This is a genomic window from Desulfolutivibrio sulfodismutans DSM 3696, from assembly GCF_013376455.1.
In the GTDB taxonomy this organism is placed as follows: domain Bacteria; phylum Desulfobacterota; class Desulfovibrionia; order Desulfovibrionales; family Desulfovibrionaceae; genus Desulfolutivibrio; species Desulfolutivibrio sulfodismutans.
Window position 1 is genome coordinate 535,119 of record NZ_CP045504.1, and the last position, 20,637, is coordinate 555,755.

General features: G+C 66.4%; 27 protein-coding genes. All 27 read left to right on the forward strand.

The window, feature by feature from the left end; all coding sequences use genetic code 11:
* Positions 1 to 225: 225 nt before the first annotated feature.
* The 27 genes from GD606_RS02510 to GD606_RS02640 all read left to right on the forward strand — a co-directional run bounded on the left by GD606_RS02510 (position 226) and on the right by GD606_RS02640 (position 20,636).
* Positions 226 to 1,848, forward strand: a complete 1,623-nt coding sequence (locus GD606_RS02510) for a DNA primase family protein (protein WP_163301731.1) — start codon at positions 226 to 228, stop codon at positions 1,846 to 1,848.
* A gap of 323 nt (positions 1,849 to 2,171) precedes the next feature.
* Complete coding sequence (locus tag GD606_RS02515; RefSeq protein WP_163301730.1) at positions 2,172 to 3,776, forward strand: hypothetical protein; 1,605 nt, start codon at positions 2,172 to 2,174, stop codon at positions 3,774 to 3,776.
* A complete protein-coding gene (locus GD606_RS02520; RefSeq protein WP_163301729.1) occupies positions 3,769 to 5,643 on the forward strand; it encodes a DNA cytosine methyltransferase in 1,875 nt (624 codons plus the stop codon). The genes GD606_RS02515 and GD606_RS02520 overlap by 8 nt, the downstream gene beginning before the upstream one ends.
* The gene (locus GD606_RS02525) at positions 5,640 to 5,927 is read left to right on the forward strand and encodes a hypothetical protein (RefSeq protein WP_163301728.1); all 288 of its coding nucleotides are present in this window, start codon (positions 5,640 to 5,642) and stop codon (positions 5,925 to 5,927) included. Before GD606_RS02520 ends, GD606_RS02525 begins: the two co-directional genes overlap by 4 nt.
* Complete coding sequence (locus GD606_RS02530) at positions 5,924 to 6,391, forward strand: hypothetical protein (RefSeq protein WP_163301727.1); 468 nt, start codon at positions 5,924 to 5,926, stop codon at positions 6,389 to 6,391. Before GD606_RS02525 ends, GD606_RS02530 begins: the two co-directional genes overlap by 4 nt.
* Entirely contained in the window at positions 6,388 to 7,017 is a 630-nt protein-coding gene (locus GD606_RS02535) for a hypothetical protein (protein WP_163301726.1), read from the forward strand. Before GD606_RS02530 ends, GD606_RS02535 begins: the two co-directional genes overlap by 4 nt.
* 391 nt (positions 7,018 to 7,408) lie before the next feature.
* Entirely contained in the window at positions 7,409 to 7,627 is a 219-nt protein-coding gene (locus tag GD606_RS02540) for a hypothetical protein (protein ID WP_163301725.1), read from the forward strand.
* A complete protein-coding gene (locus GD606_RS02545; protein ID WP_163301701.1) occupies positions 7,624 to 7,887 on the forward strand; it encodes a hypothetical protein in 264 nt (87 codons plus the stop codon). Before GD606_RS02540 ends, GD606_RS02545 begins: the two co-directional genes overlap by 4 nt.
* A 5-nt stretch (positions 7,888 to 7,892) precedes the next feature.
* Positions 7,893 to 8,636: a BRO-N domain-containing protein gene (locus tag GD606_RS02550; protein ID WP_281362064.1), complete on the forward strand. Its 744-nt coding sequence runs from the start codon at positions 7,893 to 7,895 to the stop codon at positions 8,634 to 8,636.
* A 73-nt stretch (positions 8,637 to 8,709) separates the two neighbouring features.
* Positions 8,710 to 9,336, forward strand: a complete 627-nt coding sequence (locus GD606_RS02555; protein WP_163301723.1) for a hypothetical protein — start codon at positions 8,710 to 8,712, stop codon at positions 9,334 to 9,336.
* Positions 9,333 to 11,315 carry a terminase gpA endonuclease subunit gene (locus GD606_RS02560; protein ID WP_163301722.1) on the forward strand — a complete coding sequence of 661 codons (1,983 nt, stop codon included), beginning with the start codon at positions 9,333 to 9,335 and terminating at the stop codon, positions 11,313 to 11,315. Before GD606_RS02555 ends, GD606_RS02560 begins: the two co-directional genes overlap by 4 nt.
* Positions 11,315 to 11,509: a helix-turn-helix transcriptional regulator gene (locus tag GD606_RS02565; protein WP_163301721.1), complete on the forward strand. Its 195-nt coding sequence runs from the start codon at positions 11,315 to 11,317 to the stop codon at positions 11,507 to 11,509. Before GD606_RS02560 ends, GD606_RS02565 begins: the two co-directional genes overlap by 1 nt.
* A gap of 139 nt (positions 11,510 to 11,648) precedes the next feature.
* Positions 11,649 to 11,906 carry a hypothetical protein gene (locus GD606_RS02570; protein WP_163301720.1) on the forward strand — a complete coding sequence of 86 codons (258 nt, stop codon included), beginning with the start codon at positions 11,649 to 11,651 and terminating at the stop codon, positions 11,904 to 11,906.
* Positions 11,903 to 13,495 carry a phage portal protein gene (locus tag GD606_RS02575; protein ID WP_163301719.1) on the forward strand — a complete coding sequence of 531 codons (1,593 nt, stop codon included), beginning with the start codon at positions 11,903 to 11,905 and terminating at the stop codon, positions 13,493 to 13,495. Before GD606_RS02570 ends, GD606_RS02575 begins: the two co-directional genes overlap by 4 nt.
* Complete coding sequence (locus GD606_RS02580; protein ID WP_163301718.1) at positions 13,482 to 14,813, forward strand: S49 family peptidase; 1,332 nt, start codon at positions 13,482 to 13,484, stop codon at positions 14,811 to 14,813. Before GD606_RS02575 ends, GD606_RS02580 begins: the two co-directional genes overlap by 14 nt.
* 2 nt (positions 14,814 to 14,815) lie before the next feature.
* Complete coding sequence (locus tag GD606_RS02585) at positions 14,816 to 15,208, forward strand: head decoration protein (RefSeq protein WP_163301717.1); 393 nt, start codon at positions 14,816 to 14,818, stop codon at positions 15,206 to 15,208.
* Between the two features lie 2 nt (positions 15,209 to 15,210).
* A complete protein-coding gene (locus GD606_RS02590; protein WP_163301716.1) occupies positions 15,211 to 16,245 on the forward strand; it encodes a major capsid protein in 1,035 nt (344 codons plus the stop codon).
* A gap of 11 nt (positions 16,246 to 16,256) precedes the next feature.
* On the forward strand, positions 16,257 to 16,544 hold the full coding sequence (locus GD606_RS02595) for a hypothetical protein (RefSeq protein WP_163301715.1): 288 nt from the start codon (positions 16,257 to 16,259) through the stop codon (positions 16,542 to 16,544).
* 1 nt (position 16,545) lies between these two features.
* Positions 16,546 to 17,121 carry a hypothetical protein gene (locus tag GD606_RS02600; protein WP_163301714.1) on the forward strand — a complete coding sequence of 192 codons (576 nt, stop codon included), beginning with the start codon at positions 16,546 to 16,548 and terminating at the stop codon, positions 17,119 to 17,121.
* Position 17,122: 1 nt separating this feature from the next.
* Complete coding sequence (locus GD606_RS02605; protein WP_163301713.1) at positions 17,123 to 17,764, forward strand: glycoside hydrolase family 19 protein; 642 nt, start codon at positions 17,123 to 17,125, stop codon at positions 17,762 to 17,764.
* Positions 17,757 to 17,903 (forward strand): hypothetical protein, encoded by a 147-nt coding sequence (locus tag GD606_RS02610; protein ID WP_170304571.1) that lies wholly within the window; start codon positions 17,757 to 17,759, stop codon positions 17,901 to 17,903. The genes GD606_RS02605 and GD606_RS02610 overlap by 8 nt, the downstream gene beginning before the upstream one ends.
* On the forward strand, positions 17,900 to 18,217 hold the full coding sequence (locus tag GD606_RS02615; RefSeq protein WP_163301712.1) for a hypothetical protein: 318 nt from the start codon (positions 17,900 to 17,902) through the stop codon (positions 18,215 to 18,217). The genes GD606_RS02610 and GD606_RS02615 overlap by 4 nt, the downstream gene beginning before the upstream one ends.
* The gene (locus tag GD606_RS02620) at positions 18,214 to 18,789 is read left to right on the forward strand and encodes a hypothetical protein (protein WP_163301711.1); all 576 of its coding nucleotides are present in this window, start codon (positions 18,214 to 18,216) and stop codon (positions 18,787 to 18,789) included. Before GD606_RS02615 ends, GD606_RS02620 begins: the two co-directional genes overlap by 4 nt.
* 62 nt (positions 18,790 to 18,851) lie before the next feature.
* The gene (locus tag GD606_RS02625; RefSeq protein WP_163301710.1) at positions 18,852 to 19,094 is read left to right on the forward strand and encodes a hypothetical protein; all 243 of its coding nucleotides are present in this window, start codon (positions 18,852 to 18,854) and stop codon (positions 19,092 to 19,094) included.
* Positions 19,091 to 19,477 carry a hypothetical protein gene (locus tag GD606_RS02630; RefSeq protein WP_163301709.1) on the forward strand — a complete coding sequence of 129 codons (387 nt, stop codon included), beginning with the start codon at positions 19,091 to 19,093 and terminating at the stop codon, positions 19,475 to 19,477. The genes GD606_RS02625 and GD606_RS02630 overlap by 4 nt, the downstream gene beginning before the upstream one ends.
* Positions 19,474 to 20,205, forward strand: a complete 732-nt coding sequence (locus tag GD606_RS02635) for a hypothetical protein (protein WP_163301708.1) — start codon at positions 19,474 to 19,476, stop codon at positions 20,203 to 20,205. The genes GD606_RS02630 and GD606_RS02635 overlap by 4 nt, the downstream gene beginning before the upstream one ends.
* A complete protein-coding gene (locus GD606_RS02640) occupies positions 20,202 to 20,636 on the forward strand; it encodes a hypothetical protein (RefSeq protein ID WP_163301707.1) in 435 nt (144 codons plus the stop codon). The genes GD606_RS02635 and GD606_RS02640 overlap by 4 nt, the downstream gene beginning before the upstream one ends.
* The last annotated feature ends 1 nt before the right edge of the window (position 20,637 follow it).

The following is a 20,637-nucleotide window of genomic DNA, read 5'->3' on the forward strand; positions in this document are numbered from 1 at the left end:
ACCCAATGGTCGATTGATCGCGGCGGCGTTCGGCCGTCCTCGCGGAGGCAACCGCGACATCGCGGGTCCTTCCTGGGTCACTCCCGACAGGGGTCAAAAACACCCCGGGGGGTGGCGCTATGAAGCGGAAAAGCTGGCGCGGAAAAACGGAAAAATTGCGTTGTGAAACGCCAGGTTCGCTGAACGTGCCACCTCAAATCCTACCTGTGTTACCGGCGGCCGCCCATGCCTGATTACAACGATCCCGACCATATCAGGGCCGAGGTCGAGGCCGCAGCGGACGCCGAGCGCGCCGCCATGCCGGAGCCCAAGGCTCCACCGGCCGTGGCTACTCCCCAGGGCGTGGCGGGCACGGACATCACCGAGGACGAGATCGAGTCCGCGAGCTGGCTCAACCAGGTCGGCGACGCCCAGCTCCTGGTCCGGCTGCTGGGCGGGAAATTCGTTTTCGACAACCGCCTGGAGCGCACCTACCGTTTCAATTCCTCGCACTGGCACCCGGACGCAAACTGCGATTTCCGCCGGGCAATGTTTGGCCTGGCCGACCTCTACGCCGCCATCGGCGCGAAATACGCCAAACTGTTCACCGAGACCGACGACAAAAATTTCCAGACCCGCCGCGACCGCTACAACGAACGGGCCAGCAAGTGCCGCTCGCTCCAGCGGATGAATTCCGTATGGCGCATCGCCACCAGCGGCGACGGCTCCCTGGGCATCTCCGGCGACGAATGGGATCAGCACCCGACGCTGTTGCCGTGCGCCAACGGGGTCATCGACCTGGAGACCGGCAAACTCCATCCGGGCGACCCGAATCAATATTTTCAGTCCGCCTCTCCCTACGAGTACCACGGCCTGCACGCCGAGGCCCCGCTGTGGGACGACATCCTGGACAAGGCCCTGTGCAAAAACCGCGACCTGCGCGACTACTTCGACTATTTCGCCGGGTTCGCCGCCACCGGCATCCAGACCAAGCAATTTTTCTGCGCCCTGGGCCCGGGCGGCAACAACGGCAAAAGCGTGATTTTCGAGACCATGACCACCGCCCTCGGGAATTTTGCGGGCACGGTCAAGGTGGACATGCTCCTGGAGCAGAAATGGACAAAATCCGCTGATGGTCCGAGCCCGTCCATCCTCAAGTTGCGGGGAAAACGTCTGGTCGTGACCTCCGAGGCCCAGCGCAACCACCGATTTTCCCTCTCTGCCGTCAAACAATTCACCGGCGGCGATATCCTGGAAGCTCGTGGAATGTATGTCCATGATCCAATCGAGTTTTCACAGAGCCATTCATTTGTGCTGCATTCGAACTCCATGCCCATGGCCGCCGGGAACGACGCCGCGTTCTACACCCGGCTGCGCGTCCTCAAATTCGCGGCCCAGTTCATCCCGTCGGCCGAGGGCGACGAAGATCCGGCACGCAACATCTGGCACCAGATCCCGCGCGCCCGATTGAACGCCGATCTGAAAAAGTGCGGCCCGGGAATCCTGGCCTGGTACGTCCGCTGCGCGATCCGGGCCCTCAAGCTGGGCGACATGCCCACGGCCCCGGCATGCGTCATGGAGGAGACCGGCGAATACCGCGAGGAGCAGGATCTGATCGGGCAGTGGATGGCGCAATGCACCGTGCCCGACGAGCACAACCAGGAGCAGATGAAAGACCTCCATGCCGCGTTTTCGCGCTGGTGCGTGGAGGAGATGAACACCCCCAAGGACAAGGTCATGTCCATGAAATCCATGGCCGCCGACTTCAAGACGCGGCCGGGACTGGAAAAAATCGTCTCCCGGGTCATCTACTACCGGGGCATTCGCATCACCGACGAGTGGCGCGATGCCACCCAACACAATTTTTAGAGGTTTCGACGATGGCGACCATGGTTCGAGGATTCCAGAAAAAGGGCGCGGCGGGTTCCAGCCAGTCAGGGCGGGGCTTTGCGGCCGTCTCTTCGACCATGCGAGGATTTTCCGGAAGACTCTGACGTAATCCAGAGAGTCTCTCCAGCGGCCAGCCAGGGGGAAAGCGATGCGAGGTTGTACCTACAATCCTCGCAAGGTCGAAGTGCATCAAAAAACCCCCTATAATCTTTAAAGATTCTTCTTAAGAATAGTCGAAAAAAAGATCGAAAAAAGGTCGAAGGATCATCGCACAGCTTTCGACCATGGCGGGAGGGGATTTCATGGGAGCGGCACAGGAATGGCTGGGCGCGGCGGAGCGGGCGGACATCGCCCGGGGGCTGCTCACGAATCCGGAGGAGCGCGGCGGCGAGGTCTGGGCCCATTGCCCGTTCCACCAGGAAAACACCCCGGGCGGAGCGTTCTCCTACGACCCGGCCGGGGACGTCGCACATTGTTGTTCCTGCGGCGAGACCACGGATCTGATCGGCGTTTTCAACGCCGTCCACGGCCGCGACGCCGGGGACGCCGACGGCTTCCGCGACTTCAAGGCCCGCTACGCCCCGGACGCGCAAAGCGTCGCGCCGCGCCGCGACCCGGCCGCGCCCCGCAAACCCCAGGGCCCGCCGCCCTGGACGCCGAAAATCGTGGAGATGCCGAACGAGACCTGGCGGGCCAAGGCCACCGCGTTCGTGACGCACGCCGCCGAGCGCCTGCAATCCTCCCCGGACGTGCTGGCCCAGCTCGCGGCCTGGGGCATCACGGCCGACACCGCCAAAAAGTGCCGCATCGGCTGGAATCAACAGGACAAGTATCCGCCGCGTTCCGCCTGGGGCCTGCCCAAAGAGCTCAAGCCCGACGGCACAGAGCGCAAGATCTGGCTACCCGAGGGGCTGGTGCTGCCGTTTTTCGTGGGCGGCGAGGTGGTCAAGATCAAAATCCGGCGGCCGCACCCGGAGCTCGGGCCGGAGTCCCTGCGCGACAAGAAATACTGGGAGGTCAATCCCGGCGGGGCGCAGGGGCTCTATTTCGTCTACGGCCGTCCGGAGTGGACCGTCTGGGTGATCATCGAGACCGAGCGCGACGCGGCCATGGTCTGGCAGCACACCCACCCGCTGCACGTCGGGGTCATGGGCACGGGCTCGGCCACGGCCTGGCCCGACGCCACGGCGGCGGCGATCCTGTCCCGGGCCGCGCTGATCCTTTTGGCCCTGGATTCCGACCAGGCCGGGGCCAAGGCCCGGGGCTGGTGGGAGGACCATTTCCCGGCCTCGCGGCGTTGGCCTGCGCCGCCCTCGGCGGGCAAAGACCCGGGCGAGGCCATTGGGTGCGGCCTGGACATCCGGGCCTGGGTGCTGGCCGGAATCCCGTCGCATGTCCGCCGCGAGATGGAGCGCCGCCGCGACCTGCCGTCCGTGCCCGCCCCGGCCGTTCATGCCGAGCCGACGCCCGCACCCGCGCCGCCTGCCCCGGCCTTGACCGCGCCGGACCAGTCCGTCCCGTCCCCGGCAACGCCAGCCACGCCCGCCCCGGCCGCCACGGCTGTCGCGCCTGCCTTCCCGGACATTCCGGGCATCGACTGGAGCGACCCGGAGATGGTGGAGTTGTGGGAGGGCTGGCCCGAGAGCTACCCGGGCCGGGCGCGGTATTTCGAGTATTTGGGTTTCGTGGCGAGGTATCCCGTGGGGGGTGTGCGGATGCGGCGGCCGGGCGGCGATCCGGCCCGCGACGGCCTGGCGTTCCGGGCGGACCCGTCGTGGGAGCGCGGCAACCGCCAGACGTCGCGCCGGGCCCGGGAACTGTTCTGGGCCGACGACGTGCAAAAGGCGTGGCTGGCCCGGGATTGGCCGGACGCGCCGGTGGTGGTGGAGGTGGCGGGTGATGCTTGATCTTTTCGGCGGACAATACGGCGGCTCGAACTCTGGTCGTGAACTGGTCATTGATTCGTTTGCCGGAGGCGGCGGGGCGTCCTCCGGGATTCGTCAGGCTATTGGGCGTGATCCTGACGTGGCGCTCAACCATGATCCCATCGCCCTGGCCATCCACCGTGCCAACCACTCGGGCAGTCGCCACTACTGCCAGGATATTTTTTCCGTCGAGCCGAACCATGTCACCCGGGGCCTGCCCGTCGGACTTTTGTGGGCCAGCCCGGACTGCACCCATTTTTCCAAGGCCAAGGGTGGCGCACCAAAACGTGACTCCAAAATCCGTGACCTCGCATGGGCCGTCGTCAAATGGGCCAAGCAGGCCAGGCCCCGGGTCATCATCCTGGAAAACGTCGAGGAGTTCACGACCTGGGGGCCGCTTACCGACCGGGGCGAGATCATCAAGGATCGGGCGGGCGAGACGTTCCGGGCTTGGCTGCGGCAGTTGCGCCGTCTCGGATACCGGGTCGAGCACCGGGAGCTTCGGGCCTGCGACTACGGCGCGCCGACGATCCGGAAGCGGTTTTTCCTCATTGCCCGTTGCGACGGACGCCCCATCGTCTGGCCGGAGCCGACGCACGGCCCTGGCCGGGAGCATGCTTACCGCACGGCGGCGGACATCATTGACTGGTCCATCCCGTGTCCGTCGATTTTCGAGCGCAAGCGGCCGTTGGCCGAAAACACCCTGCGGCGCATCGCAGAGGGCATCCGGAGGTACGTCCTCAATGCGGCTGAACCGTTCATCGTGACCTACTACGGGCCGAAGCGCCCCGGGGACTTTCGGGGCAACGGCATCGGCGAGATGCTGGGAACGCAGACCACGGAAAACCGGCATGCTGTGGTGGCACCATACATCGTCAAGCCGAACCACGCATACCCACATTTTCGGGGAAACTCGGTTGATGAGCCGCTGCGCACCGTGACCGCGAGCGAACCGGGCTTTGCCCTTGCGGCTCCGGTACTAGTCAGCCCTGCGCACAGCACAACCACCGGCCGCAGCAAATATGTTTGGGCCCCCCGGGAGCCCCTGCGCACGATCACCACAAGCCCGGATTTTGCGCTGGCCGTCCCTACTTTGATTCAGACCGGATATGGAGAGCGCCCGGGCCAATCGCCGCGCGCGCTGGATATCGGGAAACCGCTGGGCACCGTAGTGGCCGGTGGCGGCAAACACGCCGTGGTGTCCGCCTTCCTGGCCCAGCATAACGGCGGCGCTCATAACGACCGGCTGGCCGGACGTCCTGCGGATGCGCCCCTGTCCACGGTCATGGGCACAGGCAGCCAGCAGGGTCTGGTGGCGGTCCATGTGCAACGTGATTTCGGAAACAGCGTCGGGCACCCGGTGTCCGCCCCGTGCGGCACGGTGACATCCGGCGGAGGCGGCAAGTCCGGGCTGGTCGCCTCGCACCTGGTCAAGCTGCGCGGCACCTGCCGACACGGCCAGGCTGCAACCGAGTCCCTGTCAACGGTCACGGCCGGAGGGCTGCATATCGGGGAGGTCCGGGCTTTCCTGGTCAAGTATTTTGGGTGCGGCATCGGGCAGGATGCACGCGATCCGCTCCACACGGTCACCACCAAGGACCGCTTCGGGCTCGTGACCGTCCAGGGCGAGGACTACGTCATCGCGGACATCGGCCTGCGCATGCTTTCGCCCCGGGAACTGTTTCTGGCTCAAGGGTTCCCGCCGGATTACGTCATCGATCCCGTCTACAACGGCAAGCCGCTTCCGAAGTCCAAGCAGGTCCGGGCCTGCGGCAACAGCGTGTGTCCGCCGCTGGCGGAAGCCCTGGTGCGCGCAAATTGCCACGACATGGCGGAGGTTGCGCCGTGAAACTCTTCCCCCACCGCGAACTCCGTTCCGCCCTGGCCCATGCGGCCGCAGGCGGTCAGGCCCTTCTGGTCCACGCCTGGGGCGGCCCGAGCCGGTACGCCTGTTTCGACGGCGCGGCCGAGATCGGGAAACTCTTCGATCAAAACCGGGCGAGACTCGCGGCCACGGCCCAGCGGCTCGGGGTGCGGCGCATCAAAGTGGATCGGCCCGGGCAGCCGGGCCAGCATGTGGATCTGGTCGGCGGGCCGCTGGCCAAAGCGAAACAGGAGGCGACAGCGTCATGACCACCCAACTCACCCTCTTCACCCCGCCCCCGGCCGCGCCCGTCGCCCCGGCCGTCCCGTCCGGCCGCTATTTCCGCGACGGCCGGTTCGTGCTGCCCGAGGGCGAACGGCAGCCGTCGAAAGGCCTGTTTTGCATCATGGACCCGGCGGGCGCGCCCCAGGACGCCCTGCGCATCCTGGTGGTCTACGACTATGACCGTCGCACCCAGCGGACGGTGGCCCTGGAATGTCCGGCGCTCAATCGTCGCTGGGAGGCTGGCGACGACTGGTGCGGCAACGCCTTTGATCCGTGCCACGCGGCCATCCTGGCCTGGGCCGCCGCCGAGCTGGGCCTGTCGCCCGATGTGCTGGGGCCGCTGTGCTACACCACCAGCGCCTGGGCTGGCGAGGATCGGGCCGTCATCCGCGACGAGCCGCACCTGGGGCCGATCCGCGAGCGCGTGGAGAGGAGGGGCCGGAGATGAGAGATGAATGGAGACAGATCCCGGATTTCCCGGCCTACGAGGTCAACCGGCGGGGCATCGTGCGCAAGGTGGGATCGGGCTATCGGCCCAGCCGCAACGGCCGCAAATATCAACTGTGGGATGGGTCGCTGACAAATGTGTACTACCCGCACGAGCTGGTGGCCCTGGCGTTTGGTGACGACGCCGCTGCGCCGCCAGCCTCGGCCGTCCCGGCCGAACCTCCGGCGTGCGAAATCCAGCCGTCGACCCCGTGGCCCAGGCCCGAAAAACCGCAGTCAGGCAACTCCCTGGCCGAAGAAAACGCGGACCTGAAACGTGTGCTCGAGGCTGCGAAAAACGAGACCGAGACCCTGAAACGTGTGCTCGAGGCTGCGAAAATCGAGACCGAGGCCCTGCAGCGCGAGATCGAGGCGGTGAAAGACGAGAACTACGAGCTGAAAAGCGAGGTCGAGCGGCTGCAAAAAATGCGAGACGTCACCGATTTTCGCGCCCAGAGAGTGCGCCGCTCGACAACCGTCACGGCCTTTGCCGACGAAAACGCGGCCCTGCAGCGCGAAAACGAGCGGTTGCGGCGCCTGGTCGACGAATACGAGGCCGAGCGGGCCGTGTACGCCGTGGCCCTGTGAGGTGGTGATGACCAACGACCTGGGACAGACAGCCGAGCTGGAGGCGCGCCCCCGCCTCCCCAATTTTGGGGCGGCCACCCCCTTGACTTCCGGCCGCGTTTCGGGTTTGGCTGGTGGCCCCAACGTAGCGTGGCCGTCCGTCGCCACGATCCGGTCCCAAGCCGGGTTGAAGAACGGATGTTTTGTTTTTGTCGCCAAGCATCTTCCTTTGGGAGAGGCAAGCAATCGGCGACAGCCTGACGTCCGGTGTTCCGCGAGGACCCGGCCGCGCTACGCGGGGGAGCGTCAGGCTGTCGCCTTTTTTCGTGCCCAAAATCCCAACGTAGCGAGGTGCCTTGTGAAAATCGACTTTTCCCCCCTTTCCCCGGCAGATGGCAAAGGACTGAAAACGGTGGTTCTGTCCCACTTCCTGGAAACCCTTGGCGACGTGCACCGGTACTACATGCGGTTCGAGGCGCGCTCGGCCCGGGTGTGGATTCTGGCCGAATGCCTGGGCTACGCCCTGGCCATCTGCCGGGCGCTTTTGGCCGAACGCGGGGACTGCTTCCTGAACTTGAGCGCGTCCGGCGAGACCTGCCGGGTCGTGGAACCGGAAGGGAGGGCGTCATGAAGCGCGACACCATCCAGGTTCCGGCCGCCACCCTCACGGACGCGGCCTCGGCCGTCGCCGGGCACACCTTCGCCCTGGAGGCCCTGGCCACCATGCTGGATTGCGTGGCCGACACCCGGCCCCAGGACACCCTTGTGGACTGCGCGTTCGGGGCGGGGACCATTTTGCGGAGTCTGGCCCGGGACGTGCGGGGGGTCGGCGACGACCTCCACGGGCTGGCGTATCCAACGGGATTTTCCAAACTGGAGGTGGTGAAGTGAACGCGGTGCAGCCTTTTTACTTCGACGGCCACGAGGTCCGGACCATCCAGGACGAACAGGGAGAGCCCTGGTTCTTGGTCAAGGACGTGTGCGCAGTCTTGGAACTTGGGAACGTAACGGAGGCTACTCGTCGTCTCGACGAGGACGAAAGGGGTTCAGTAGTCCTGAACACCTTGGGCGGACCCCAGTCAATGGCTACAGTCTCCGAGTCCGGGCTGTACTCCCTGATATTCACCAGCCGCAAGCCCGAGGCCCGGGCGTTCCGGAAGTGGGTGACCGGGACGGTGCTCCCGGCCATCCGCAAGACCGGGCGCTTCGAGGCCCGGCCGGAGGCGGCCCGGGAGATTCCGCCCCACGTCCGGACCATCCCGCCCAGCCTGCGGGCGCAGATCATGCACAGCGCCACCCAGGCGGCCCGGATGTTCAGCGGCGGCAGCGGCGACGTGTACGAGCACTTCCACCGGCTGTGCGACCTGATTTGCGCCGGACCGGCCCAGTTCAATTCCACCACCGCGTCCTACGAGGGCGTTTTTAACGAATGGGCGGACCGGTCCCTGGTCCGGGACCAGTTTGCCCGGGTGCAGTGCAAGGATCTGTACGCGTCGTTTGTGGAGTGGTGCGAGTCCCAGGGGCACATTGCGCCGAGCCTGCGGCGGTTCGGGGCCTGGATGCGCGACAACTACGCCCGCTACGATTCGCGGGTGATCTACTATTGCGGCATCCGGCTGGCCAGCAGTCTGCCGCAATAACGACGTCCGGGGCGGGTCGGGAAACCGGTCCGCCCCGGCCCACGGAACGGAATGCAGTCGGCGGGAGAGGACAATGGAAACGGCGCAAGACAAAAAAAACGACCCGGCCCCGCCCGTGGTGGCCGATCGGATCGGCAAACTCCCGGCCGTGCTGGCCTACCTGGAGCGCAACGGCTGGAAGATCCGAAAGACCAAGTTGTACGCGGACAAAAAAAAGGGCCTGCTTCGCGTGCAGCCCGACGGCATGGTCCTGCGCGCCGACGCCGACGCCTACGCCGCCGGAAACCTGGCCCCGGCCGACGCCGCCCCGGGCGCCGACGACGTGGACACCCTGCGCATGAAGCGTGAGCTTCTGGCCGAAGAACTGGCCCTCAAACGGGAGATCAACGAGCGCACGCGGTTCCGCAACCAGCGGGAACGCGGCGAACTGCTGTCACGGGACGAGGTGGACCAGCAGCTCGTGGGCGCGGTGACGGTTTTGCGCGCGTCGCTGCGGCAGTGGATCTACACCAACGCGAGCGAGATGGTGGCCATGGTCGGCGGCGACCCGAAAAAAATCGACGAGGTGGTGCATTTCTTCGTGACCGCCAGCAACGATTTTTTCAATTCCTTCGCCCGCCGCCGGGATTTCGAGATCGAGATCGACGACCCCGAGGGCCTGGACGGTCCCGGGACGGATGAGGGGGAGGACGCCGCGTGACCGATCCCGCGCGCTGGCTCGTGCCGCCCCCGAAAAAAACGCCCGAGCGCGTCCAGGGCGATGCAGCGTGGTTGCGCTCCATCGGCCTGTCCGGCATCCCGCGCGGGAAATTCGCCTTCTGGTTTTCCGGGACCGTGCGCAGCGCATTCCGGGCCCCTTCGGGCATCCTGCCGTCGCAGTGGGCCGAGCGGTATTTCGTGGTCACGGAAGGCTCGCGGCCCGGGCCATGGCGCAACGCCAACGCCCCGTACCTGGCCGGGATCATGGACGCCTGGGCCGAACCCTACGTGCGCGACGTGGCGGTCTGCGCCGCGCCGCAGCTCGGCAAATCCAAAATCGCCGAGATCATCCTGGGCTACATCGCCGACCGCGACCCGGCCCTGGCCCAGTACATCGTCCCGGACGAGGCCACGGCCGACGATCTGGTGGAGGACCGCCTCAAGCCCATGTTTTCGGCCTCGCCCCGGCTGGCCTCCCTGACCACGGGCAAACCCGGCGACATGACCAAAAAGCGGCTCAAGCTCAAGAATATGAGCATTCAGTTGGCCTGGGCCGGGTCCGTGACGCGGATAGCCCGGGTCGCCGCCAAGTACCAGTTCAAGGACGAGGTGGACAAATTCCCGTTCACCCCGTCAAAAAAAGAGGCATCATCCGACGCGCTCATCAAAAAACGGCAGCGGACGTTCCGCTGGGATCGCAAGGCGCTGGATATTTCCACCCCGACAACGGAGACCGGCCCGATCTGGCTGGCTTGGCTGCGCGCCAACGCCCGGTTTTACTGGTTTGCGCGGTGCCCGGACTGCGGCTGTGAGCAACGGTTGGTGTCGGCGGACCAGGACGGTCGGCCGCGTCTGCGCTGGCCTGACGACGTCCGTGATCCGGACAAGGTCCAGGACGAAGGGTTGGCTTGGTACGAATGCGAGCGGTGCGGCGCCCGCTGGGACGACGTCCGGCGCGACCGGGCCGTGGCCCATGGCGTGTGGCGCGAGGAGCGCACGGGGCTTGAGCTTTTCGCCCACCTGCGGCGGTATCGGCCGCCGCGCATCGCCTTCCATTTGTCGGCGCTGTACTCGCCGTTCGTCTCCCTGTCCGAGTCGGCGGCGGCGCTTCTGAAAGGCACGAAGGATAAGGTCGCGCTCAAGGACTACTGCAACGGCTATGAGGCGACGCCCTGGCGCGACTACACGGCCGAGCGGGCCGAAAAGGCCATCCTGGCCCTGGCCGACGAACGCCCGCGCGGGCTGGTTCCGGGAGGCGGCCGGGTGGCCTGTCTGGTGGCCGGGGTGGACACCCAGCAGGACGGATTCGTCTACGTGATCCGGGCCGTGGGCTGGGGCATGGAGCGCGAGACCTGGCTGGTGCGCGAGGGCCTGGTGGACAGCTTCGAGGCCCTGGCCCGGGTGCTGTGGCAGGATACCTACCGCGACGCGGCGGGCAACGACCATCAGGTCCGGCTGGTGGTGCAGGATTCCCAGGGCGACAAGACGTCCGACGTCTACGATTTCTGCGTTGCCAACCGGGGCCGCATCCTGGCCTACAAGGGCGAGCGGCGCATGTCTCGGCCGTTTTCGTTCACGAACATCGAGTTTTACCCGGGCGACACGCGGCCGATCCCCGGCGGACTCAAGCTGCTGCGGGTGGACACCACGTTTTTCAAGAACCGGCTGTCCGGCAAACTGGCGATCCTGCCCACGGATCCCGGGTCGTTTCATCTCCACGCCGAAGCCACGGACGATTACGCCCGGCAGATGTGCGCCGAATACTGGGACGAGGACGAGGCGGCGTGGCTGTGCCCGCCCAAGCGGGCGAACCATTTCTGGGACTGCGAGGTCATGGCCCTGGTGGCGGCCGAGGTGCTGGGCGTGCAGCACTGGTCCCCGGACGACGAGGTCGAGGACGAGCCGGAGGAGGATCCGGCCCAGGATGGCGGCGGTGGGCATTCGGGCCTGCCCGGCTGGTTCCAGAACAGGAGGCGGTGATGGCCGAGATGGTGGTCAACATGGCGCGGGTACGCGAGTTGCTGGGGTGCAGCCGGTCGCATGTCTACCGGCTGGTGGAGCGCGGGGAACTCCGGGCAATAAAAGTCGGCGATTCCAGGGGGTTGCGCGTCTATCTCTCGTCTGTTGAATCCTTTAAGCGTCGTCGGGAAATCCATCCGGACGAGGCCGCCTGAAACTTTTTTTTGCCGCGTTTTGACGAGACGACGGGCCACGGGCTGAAAAGCCTTGTGGCCCGTTGCTTTTCGGGAAATTTCGGGCCAAAAAATTGTGTCTCTCATGTCGCCAAGGTGTTCTCATGTCTCTGACCGCACCATGGCTTTTGTGTATCCGGGCCGCATGTTCGCCCTGTACTCCGATGCCGATCTTGCCGATCTGATCGCCGAAATTAAAGCCGCTGTGCCCAAAGTGGTGCGCGGCCAGCGGGTGACCATCGGCAATGACTCCTTTGACCGTACCACCCTCAATGATCTGTATGCATTCGGGAGCGCCCTGGCCCGGGAAAAAGCTTTTCGTGAGGGAAGATCGCGGACGACAAGCCTGATCCCGTCCCGCCCCGGGGGGTGCCTGTGAACGCCCGCACCGTGGCCAGACGCCGGGCCGCCTCGGCTGCCGCGCCGGGCCGCGTGCCCGGCATCGCGCTCACGGCCGGGGGCTACCACGGCACCATGTCCAACTGGTTCCCGCACCGCCAGACCGAATTTTCCGCCTCCCGCGAACGCTCCCGGGTCATGGCCCGGGCCGAGGATCTGGCCGCCAACGATCCCAACGCCGCCAGTCTGATTGGCGGCATGACCGTCAACGTCGTGGGCCCGGGCATCCGGCCGCAGTCCACGCTGGTCGCCGAACGCCTGGGCATCGACGAGGAGGCGGCCGCCATCCTGCGCGACGCCATCGAGCGCGAATTTGCCCGCTGGGCCATCCGTCCCGACGCCGCCGACGCCGGGAACCGGCTCACGTTCTGGCAGATCCAGGAACTCAATATCCGCTCCACCCTGGTCAAGGGCGAATTTTTGAACCTGTGCGTGGACCGGGCCGATCCGTTTGCGCCGTATTCCCTGGCCCTGCAGGTGTTGTCGCCGCTTCGGCTGGCCTCGCCCGGCGACCTGACGCTGTCGCCCATGATCCGCGACGGCGTGCATCTCGGGTCGCGCGGCGAGCCCGTGGGCTACTACATCGCCAACCCCGAGCCGCTCACTGGCCGCCTGGACATGGGGCTGGCCATGAACGTGGCCTACTACCCGGCGCGCATCGCCTGGCGGCCGGTGGTGCTGCACGCCTTCCCGCAGATCGACGAGGAGCAGGTGCGCGGCGTGAGCGTCCTGGCCCCGGCCATGAAATTCTTCCGCGACCTGTCCGACTACCTGGACTACGAGCTGGTGGGCCAGATCATCACCGCCGCGTTCCCGGTGGTCATCGAATCCGACCAACCCGTGGCCGCCGGGATCGGCATGGACCCCCGGGGCAAATCCAGGACACGCCCGGCCGGACGCAACGTCCGCGAGATATCCCCGGGTTCCGTGTTGCACCTGTATCCCGGCGAGCGGGGCAAGACCCTGGACGCCCCCCGCCCCAACTCCAATTTCGACGCCTTCGTGGCCCGCATCCTGCGCGCCGCCGGGGCCGCCGCCGGGATGCCCTACGAGGTGGTGGCCAAGGATTTTTCCAAAACAAATTATTCGTCGGCCCGGGCCGCCCTGCTCGAGGCCTGGCGGGTATTCCAGCGGTACCAGTCGTGGCTGGAGAGCGCCTTTTGCCGTCCGGTCTGGGAGGCCGTGGTCGAGGAGGCGTTCGCGCGCGGCTACATCGAGACCCCGCCAAACGCACCTTCGTTTTTGGACGCCCGCGAGGACTACCTGGCCTCCCGCTGGGTGCCGCCGCGCCGGGGCCACGTGGACCCGGTGAAGGAGATCGAGGCCGACATCATGGCTTTGGGAGCCGGGATCAAAACCTACGCCGATGTCGTCGAGGCCCATTCCGGCAACTTTGAGACCTTGCTCCCCCAGCGGGCACGTGAGGAGCGCGATATCGCCAAACATGGCCTGTCGTTCAGTTTGTCCGGCCGCTCCACCGGCAAGGCCGAAGCCCCGGTCGGAGAAGAAAAGGACGTCCCGGCCGCCGCTGGCGGTGAAAACGAGGAGGAGCCGGATGCCGAAAAATGATGCCCGGCGCGTGCTTGCGGCCATCACCTCCGAGCCCTGGGCCATCCTGCCCGGCTACCTGGAGACCATCGTCGAGATCGCCCACCGCCACGGTGACCCCGAGGCCCTGGCCGTAAAAACGGGCCAGCCGCTGGAGAGCGCCGAACGGATCACGGTGCGCGACGGCGTGGCCGTGATCCCGGTGACCGGCCCGATCTTCCGCTATTCGAGCCTGTTCACCCGCATCTCCGGGGCCACGTCCGTGGAGCTTCTGGCCCGGGATTTCCGGGCCGCGCTGGACGATCCGTCGGTGCGGGCCGTGGCCCTGGAGATCGACAGCCCGGGCGGGCAGATCGCCGGAATCCACGAGTTCGCGGCCCAGATTTACGCGGCCCGGGGCGTCAAGCCTCTGGCCGCCTACGTCGGCGCGACCGGGGCCAGTGCGGCCTACTGGATCGCCGCCGCCGCCGGGCGGATCGTGGCGGACGACACGGCCGTGCTCGGCAGCATCGGCGTGGTGATGAGCCTGCCCAGGTCCGACGGCAAGACCCTGGAAATCGTTTCCAGCCGGTCGCCGAAAAAGCGCCTCGACCCCGAGACCGACGACGGCCGCCGGGAGCTGGTGCGCCATCTGGACGAGCTGGCCGCCGTGTTCCTCGCCGACGTGGCCACGTTTCGGGGCGTGTCCGTGCAGACCGTGGAAACCGATTTCGGCCAGGGCGGCGTCCTGGTCGGCGCCGGGGCGGTGGCGGCCGGAATGGCCGACGCCCTGGGCAGTCTGGAGGGAGTTTTGGCCGAATTGTCGGCCCCCCGGCCCCTCGCCGGGACCTTTTTCGCCATGGAGGAGACCATGCCCGCATCCACTGCGTTGCCCGGCGGGGGACAGACCGCCGCGCCCCCGGCCCAGAATCCCGTGACCGCCGCGCCTCCCGCGCCCGTTGCCCAGACCGCCCCGGCGGCCGCTCCCCCGATCCCGGCCCAGCCGGCCGCCGCGACGCCAGCGGCCCCGGCCCAGCCGGGCGTCGCCAGCATCCTGGCCCTGGCCGCCGTGATTCTCGGCGCGGAGGCGGGACAGAAACTGACGGCCGCCATGTCGGCCGCCGCCGAGTTCGGGGTGACCGTGGATCAGTACGCCGCTCTGGCGGCCAAGCTGGCCCCGGCCCCGGCGACCGCCCAACAGCCCGCGCCCCCGGCCTCGGCGTCGCACCTGACGCTGTTGCAGGCGACCCTGGCCAAGCCTGCCGCTCCCGGCGGTCCCGCCGATCCGGACGCGGCCGAGCGTGCCCGGGTGCGCGCGTCCATGAAATCCGGCCTGACCGCCGGACAGGGGAGGAAATAGCCATGTCGCAGGGATACCAGACTGCCGGAGCGTTCGTTCCGGACAACCTGATTGCCGGAGACGCCAAGATCGTGACCCAGGGCATCACCGTGGCCTCGGGGCAGGGCGTGCTGCCGCGCGGCGCAGTACTCGGCAGGATCACCGACGCCGAGGACGAGGACGTGGGCAAGTACGTGCTGTCCGGGGCCACGTCCGTGACCGACGGCAGCCAGACCCCGGACTGCATCCTGGCCGAGGCCGTGGACGCCACCAGCGCCGACGTGCTCACCGTTGGCTACCTGTCCGGCCAGTTCAACCAGGCCGCCCTGACCCTCGGGAACGGCCACACCCTGGCCGCCATCCGTGACGGCCTGCGCGACAAAAACATCTACCTGACCACCGTGGGAGGGGCCTAGCCATGCCCAACGAAATCGATCTGTTCTCCAGCCGCGAGATGCTGGAGGTCGTCGAGACCGTCTATCCGGTTGGTGATTTCCTGCTGGAGACCTTTTTCCACTTCTCTGATCCCGTCGTACACATATCCGAATACGTGGACGTGGACGTGGTGAAGGGCGGCCGCCGTCTGGCCGCATTCGTCAACCCCTTGAGCGAGGGCAAGCCCGTGGAACGCAAGGGCTACTCCACCAAGACCCTCATCCCTCCATACGTCAAGCCGTTTCGTATCACCACGGCTGGCGACCTGCTCAAGCGGCTGCCGGGTGAGCACGTCTACGGCGGGAAAAGCCCACAGGAACGCGCGGCCTATCAGCTCGGGCGCGACCTGCTGGATCTGATGACCCAGATCAACCGGCGCATCGGCTGGATGGCGGCGCAAATTCTGAACACCGGCAAGGTCGTTTGCGTTGGCGAGGACATTTCCCTCGAGGTGGATTTCGGCTTGGCCGATACCCATAAAATCACCCTGTCCGCTGCGGACAAATGGACAGCCAGCACAGCCGATCCTGCGGGCGATATCGTGGAATGGAAGGATTTGCTGGCCAAGGACTCGGGACACGTGCCGGACGTGGCGGTGCTGGGGCTGTCCGTGGCCCAGGCCCTCAAGAAAAACGAGCTGGTGCTTAAGCAGCTCGACAACCGCCGGGTGATTATGGGGCAGATCGTTCCCCAGGACTTGCCCAAGGGTGTGACCTACCTCGGGGAACTGGAGGGCGTGCAGCTCTATCAGTTTCTGGACTACTACGAGGACGATTCCGGCGTCTTGCAGCCCATGGTCCCGGCCAACAAGATATTGATCGGTTCCACCCGGGCCGAGGCGCGTATGCACTTCGGCGCGATCAAGGATGCCAAGGCCATGATTGAAGGCGTGTCCACGCCGTACTATCCGTCCTCGTGGATACCCGACAATCCTCCGGCGCGGCACCTGATGATCCAGTCCGCCCCATTGCCCGCCATCCACGAGATCGACGCCTTCGCCTCGATCCTGGCCGTGTAGGGGGTGACGCTATGAAAATCGTCACCACTGGCACGTTTCGTTACATGGGCAAAACCTATCCCCGGGACACCGTCCTGGATCTGCCCGACGTCGTGGCCGCCGAGGCCATTGACGACGGCGTGGCCGATCCGGCCGAGGAAACCGCCCCGTCCGTCGGCGGTGAGTCTGTCTCGGCCGAACCGGCTCCGGACCCGACGCCGCAGGATGCGGCCGTGCCCGAGTCGTCCGAATCGGCCGTCGGCGGTGAGTCTGTCCCGGCCGAGTCCGATACGTCCGCCAAAAAAGGCAGGCGCGGCTAACATGACCACCCCAGCGCGCCCCCTCCACAACGTGACCCCGGTTTTTCGGGCCGGGGTCGCCGTCGAGCGCTTCCACGCGGACGTTCTGGTCATCGCGGGCACGGCCCCGGGCTGGCTGGCGGACGTGGACATCACCCTGGACCGGCTGTCCGCCCTGGGCCTGCGCGTCCACCTCCTGGCCGTCAACCGGGCCATCGCGGAAATCAGCACGACAATCGACCACGCGGCTACGGTGCATCCCGGCCACCTGCGCGGCTGGCTGGAGGCGGGCGGGTGCGTCGGCGACCAGCGGCCGCTCACCCACGGCCCGGCCCTGTCCGGATCGGTGGACGTGGCCTGGCCGAGTCCGGTGTCGCTGGGCGGCTCGTCGCACCTGGCCGTTTTGGCCGGGCTGGGCCTGGGCTATCCGCGCCTGATCCTGGCCGGGGTGTGCCTCGACACCGGCACGCCCTACGAACCGATGCAAAAACTGTGGTGGCGCGACTGCAACGCGTTCGCCGACCGGGTGCGCTGCGCCTCTCGCGGCTGGCTGCGCACCATGCTCGGCGCGCCCGACGCCGAATGGCTGGAGGTCTGACATGGATCTGCTCCCCGTTGTTGACGCCCTGGCCCCCCAGGCCCTGCCCGTGGTGCGGCAGGCGTTCGCCACGTCCTGGCCGGTGTTCGAGCGCTGGCGCATGACCTCGTTTTTGGTGCTGGCGCATTTTTTGGCCCACGCCGCACACGAGACGCGGCTTTTCCGCGCGCTCACCGAGAACCTGCGCTACAGCGCCAAACGTCTCACCGAGGTCTGGGAAAAACGGTTCCCGACCCTGGAGGCGGCCCGGCCCTACGCCTGGGACCCGTCGGACCCGGACCCCGAGGACGTGGCCCTGGCCAACCTGGCCTACGGCTCGCGCATGGGCAACGAGGAGAACGGCACCGACGACGACGACGGCTGGCGGTACCGGGGCCAGGGGATTTTCCACCTGACCGGGCGCGGCGCGTACCGCCAGATCGGGCAGATGGTCGGCGTGGACATCGAGGCCGACCCGTCGCTGGTTTTGTCCGAGCATTTGCTGATCCCGTGCGCCTGCGCATTTTGGACGTGGAAGGGCATGACGCCCTACGCCGAGTCCGACGACCTGCGCAGCACCACGCGGCTGATCAACGGCGGCGACAACGGTCTGGCGGATCGCGCGATCCGGCTGGCCCAGGCCAAGAGGCTGCTCGGTGTCTGACCAGCAGCAGCACGCCGTCAATGGCTTGCACGTCTACTGCCGGTTGCGGGACGTGTGCGTCCCGAAAATCCTGGCCCGGCCCTTGGCCCGGTGCTGGGAACGGCTGATCCACCGGCTGCTGTACCGGGGGCGTTCGTGAACGTCTTCCGCGACATTTTTTCCGATGAAACCGGGCGGTTGTCGTCCATGCGGCTGTTGGTCGGGCTGGTGATTCTCAATGAGCTGGTGATGCGCTGGTACGTGGTGCTCACGTTCCGCCAGCCGACCATCTCCACCTGGAACGATATCGCGGCGCTGGCCGTGCCGTTTTTCGCCAAGGCCATGCAGAGCGCGTTCGAACGCCCCTGGGGCATGCCGGGCTACGGCGGCCTGCCCTGCCCACCCCTGCCGGGCGGCGTGCCCGGCCCCACCACGCCGGACGACGGCGGCAACCTCGGAGGCGGCGACCTGTGAACGGAAAACTGATCGGCGCGCTGGTGGTGGCTGCGATCCTCGCGGGGCTTTACGGCTACATCCTGATGCTCAAGGCGGATGTTTCGGCGCTGGAGGCCGAAAGATCTGATTTGCGGGCCGAGGTCGCCCGGCAGGAGGAACTGGTGCGCAACCGCGAGGCGCGCATCGCGGGGCTTACGCAGGTGGTGGCCGTTCGTGACCAGGAGCTGGCGGCCGTCAACGGCCAGGTGGCGGCCACGCAAAAAGCCATGGACGATTTTCAAACCGGCATTCGCCGGATGCAACGGACCCTGGCCACGGCCGTGAGTGAGACCCCGAAACCCGGGAGTGTGGTCGATGAAAAGACAAGCCTTGAAATCATTCGCAATCTTAATGCTGCTGTGCTCGCTTACGGCGTGCGCGGCCAAACCGAAACCGGCGGAGATCGTGGTGCCGCAGGTGGTGAAGCAGAGCCCGTGCCCGCGCACCTATGGGCAGGATCTGCCGCTCGATCTGTGGGTGGAGGGGCCGCACCTCGGGAGCATGGAGAACGGGACGGTGTCGAACTACAACGTCCTGGAACTCCTCAATGAATTGCGGCTGCGGGATGCAGTGATCGACTGCTACGAGGCGAAAATAAAATAGGGGGCGGGCGATGGACGGCGAGAACCAGACCGGCGGGCATGTCTGCGCCCTGCACCACGAGGTGCTCGGGCATCTGCGGGAGAAGATCGAGGCGATCCAGCAGAATGACGCCGACCAGTGGCGCGCCATCAACGCCCTGCGCCGCTCCACCTACATCGCCGTGGGCGTGGGTCTGACGGTGTCCGCCGTGGTGACGCCCGTGGTGACGGCCATCGTGGTGCATTCGATGCTCAAAATGATGGGGGGGCAATGACCACGTACCGCGACGATTTTTTCGAGGACAGCGTGGCCGAGTTTTCGGACAGCGCGTCACCGGCCGTCTACCGGCCCCGGGCCGCTGGCGAGGCCGCCGGGTTTCCGGCTGCGCAGGGCGGCGCGGCCGTCGAGACCCTGGCCGTCGTGGAGAACCGCCAGACCGAGGCCGAGAGCCGGGCACAGATGGAGGTGGCCGAAATACGGATTCCGGCCCGTGACGTGGCGTCGCCGCAGATCGACGACGTCATCGTGGTGGATGGCGAGGAGTGGCAGCACCGGCCGTCCACGGATCAGTCCATCCAGCGGCGCAGGCTCGGGCCGTTCTGGATTTTGCGCTGCCGCCGCGAGGTCCGGGCCACGGTGGGAGGTGGCGGGCGATGAGCTTCCTTTCGTTTGACGGCGATATGCGGAGTTTTCCTGGGCTGGATATCTATCTGGCTCGTGGAGATCAGTCGTTGGTGGACCGTGCCACTCGGTCTGCCCTGGCCTCGACCGGATACGAGATGTCCAAGTCGCATGGCAGACAGAAGAGGGGAAAAGTCCCGTCTACTCCGTATTGGGAAAAGGGATTGCTTTGGTACGAGGCCGAACGGCTTCCGAAGTTGAATCCGCATTCCCTGGTGCTGTCCCTGGCCATGACCCGGGCCGCAAACGGTCTGGGTGGCGGATGGGTCCACAAGTATGTGGGGCGTGGCAAAAAAAAGAAACGGCTCAAGCATTTTGAGCGCGTAGGCAAAAAAAGGCGCGGGACCGGAGGCGGCGACGACACCATCCCCTTCCGCCGGGTGCGAAACTCCTTGCGTTACCACGTTCACGAAAAAGACAAGATGGTTCAAATCGGTTTTTTGCAAGGCGGCTCGCTGAATTGGAACCTTTCGCAACTGATCGCCCGGCAGGCGGACGAGACAAACATTGCCATGAGCGACGCCATGCGGCGGTTTTTCTTTGCGGCCGGATTTCCGCGCCGTAAGGGCGGCGCGGTCAAGCGACCCGCCAGACCGTGGTTTTCCCAAACCATTGAGAGAAACCGCGGCGAAATCATGGACCACTTTCGGGCCCGCTTTTTCGGGGCGCTGGAACGCTACGCCACGGGAGCGGCTAAATCATGACCTCGGTGGAAATCCTGGAACGTGCCCTGGTGGCGCTGGGAAATAACGCCCCCCTGCTGGCCTGGTGCCAGGAGCACTACCGCCGCGCGCCCTTGGTGGATTTCGATCCGGACGACGACGCGCCGAAAAACCCGGACACGTATCCGCTGATCGAGATCCGCGAACTGGCGCACGAGTCCGAGAACGCCAGCGACCAGACCCAGGTGCTCGGATGGGTGGTGGGCATGGCTATCAAAGATGACCGGAAAACAACGTTTGCCGGATGCGAGCGCCCGGCAGGCAAAATCCGAATCCGGCAGCTTCGGCTGCTGGTCGAGGCGGCGCTGAAATCGGCGGCGCTCGGAAAGGTGCAGACCGGCGGCACGGTGGAAACGGAAAACCTGCACCCGCTGTATGCCGCCGCAACAACGGTGCAAATCACGTTCAAATAGG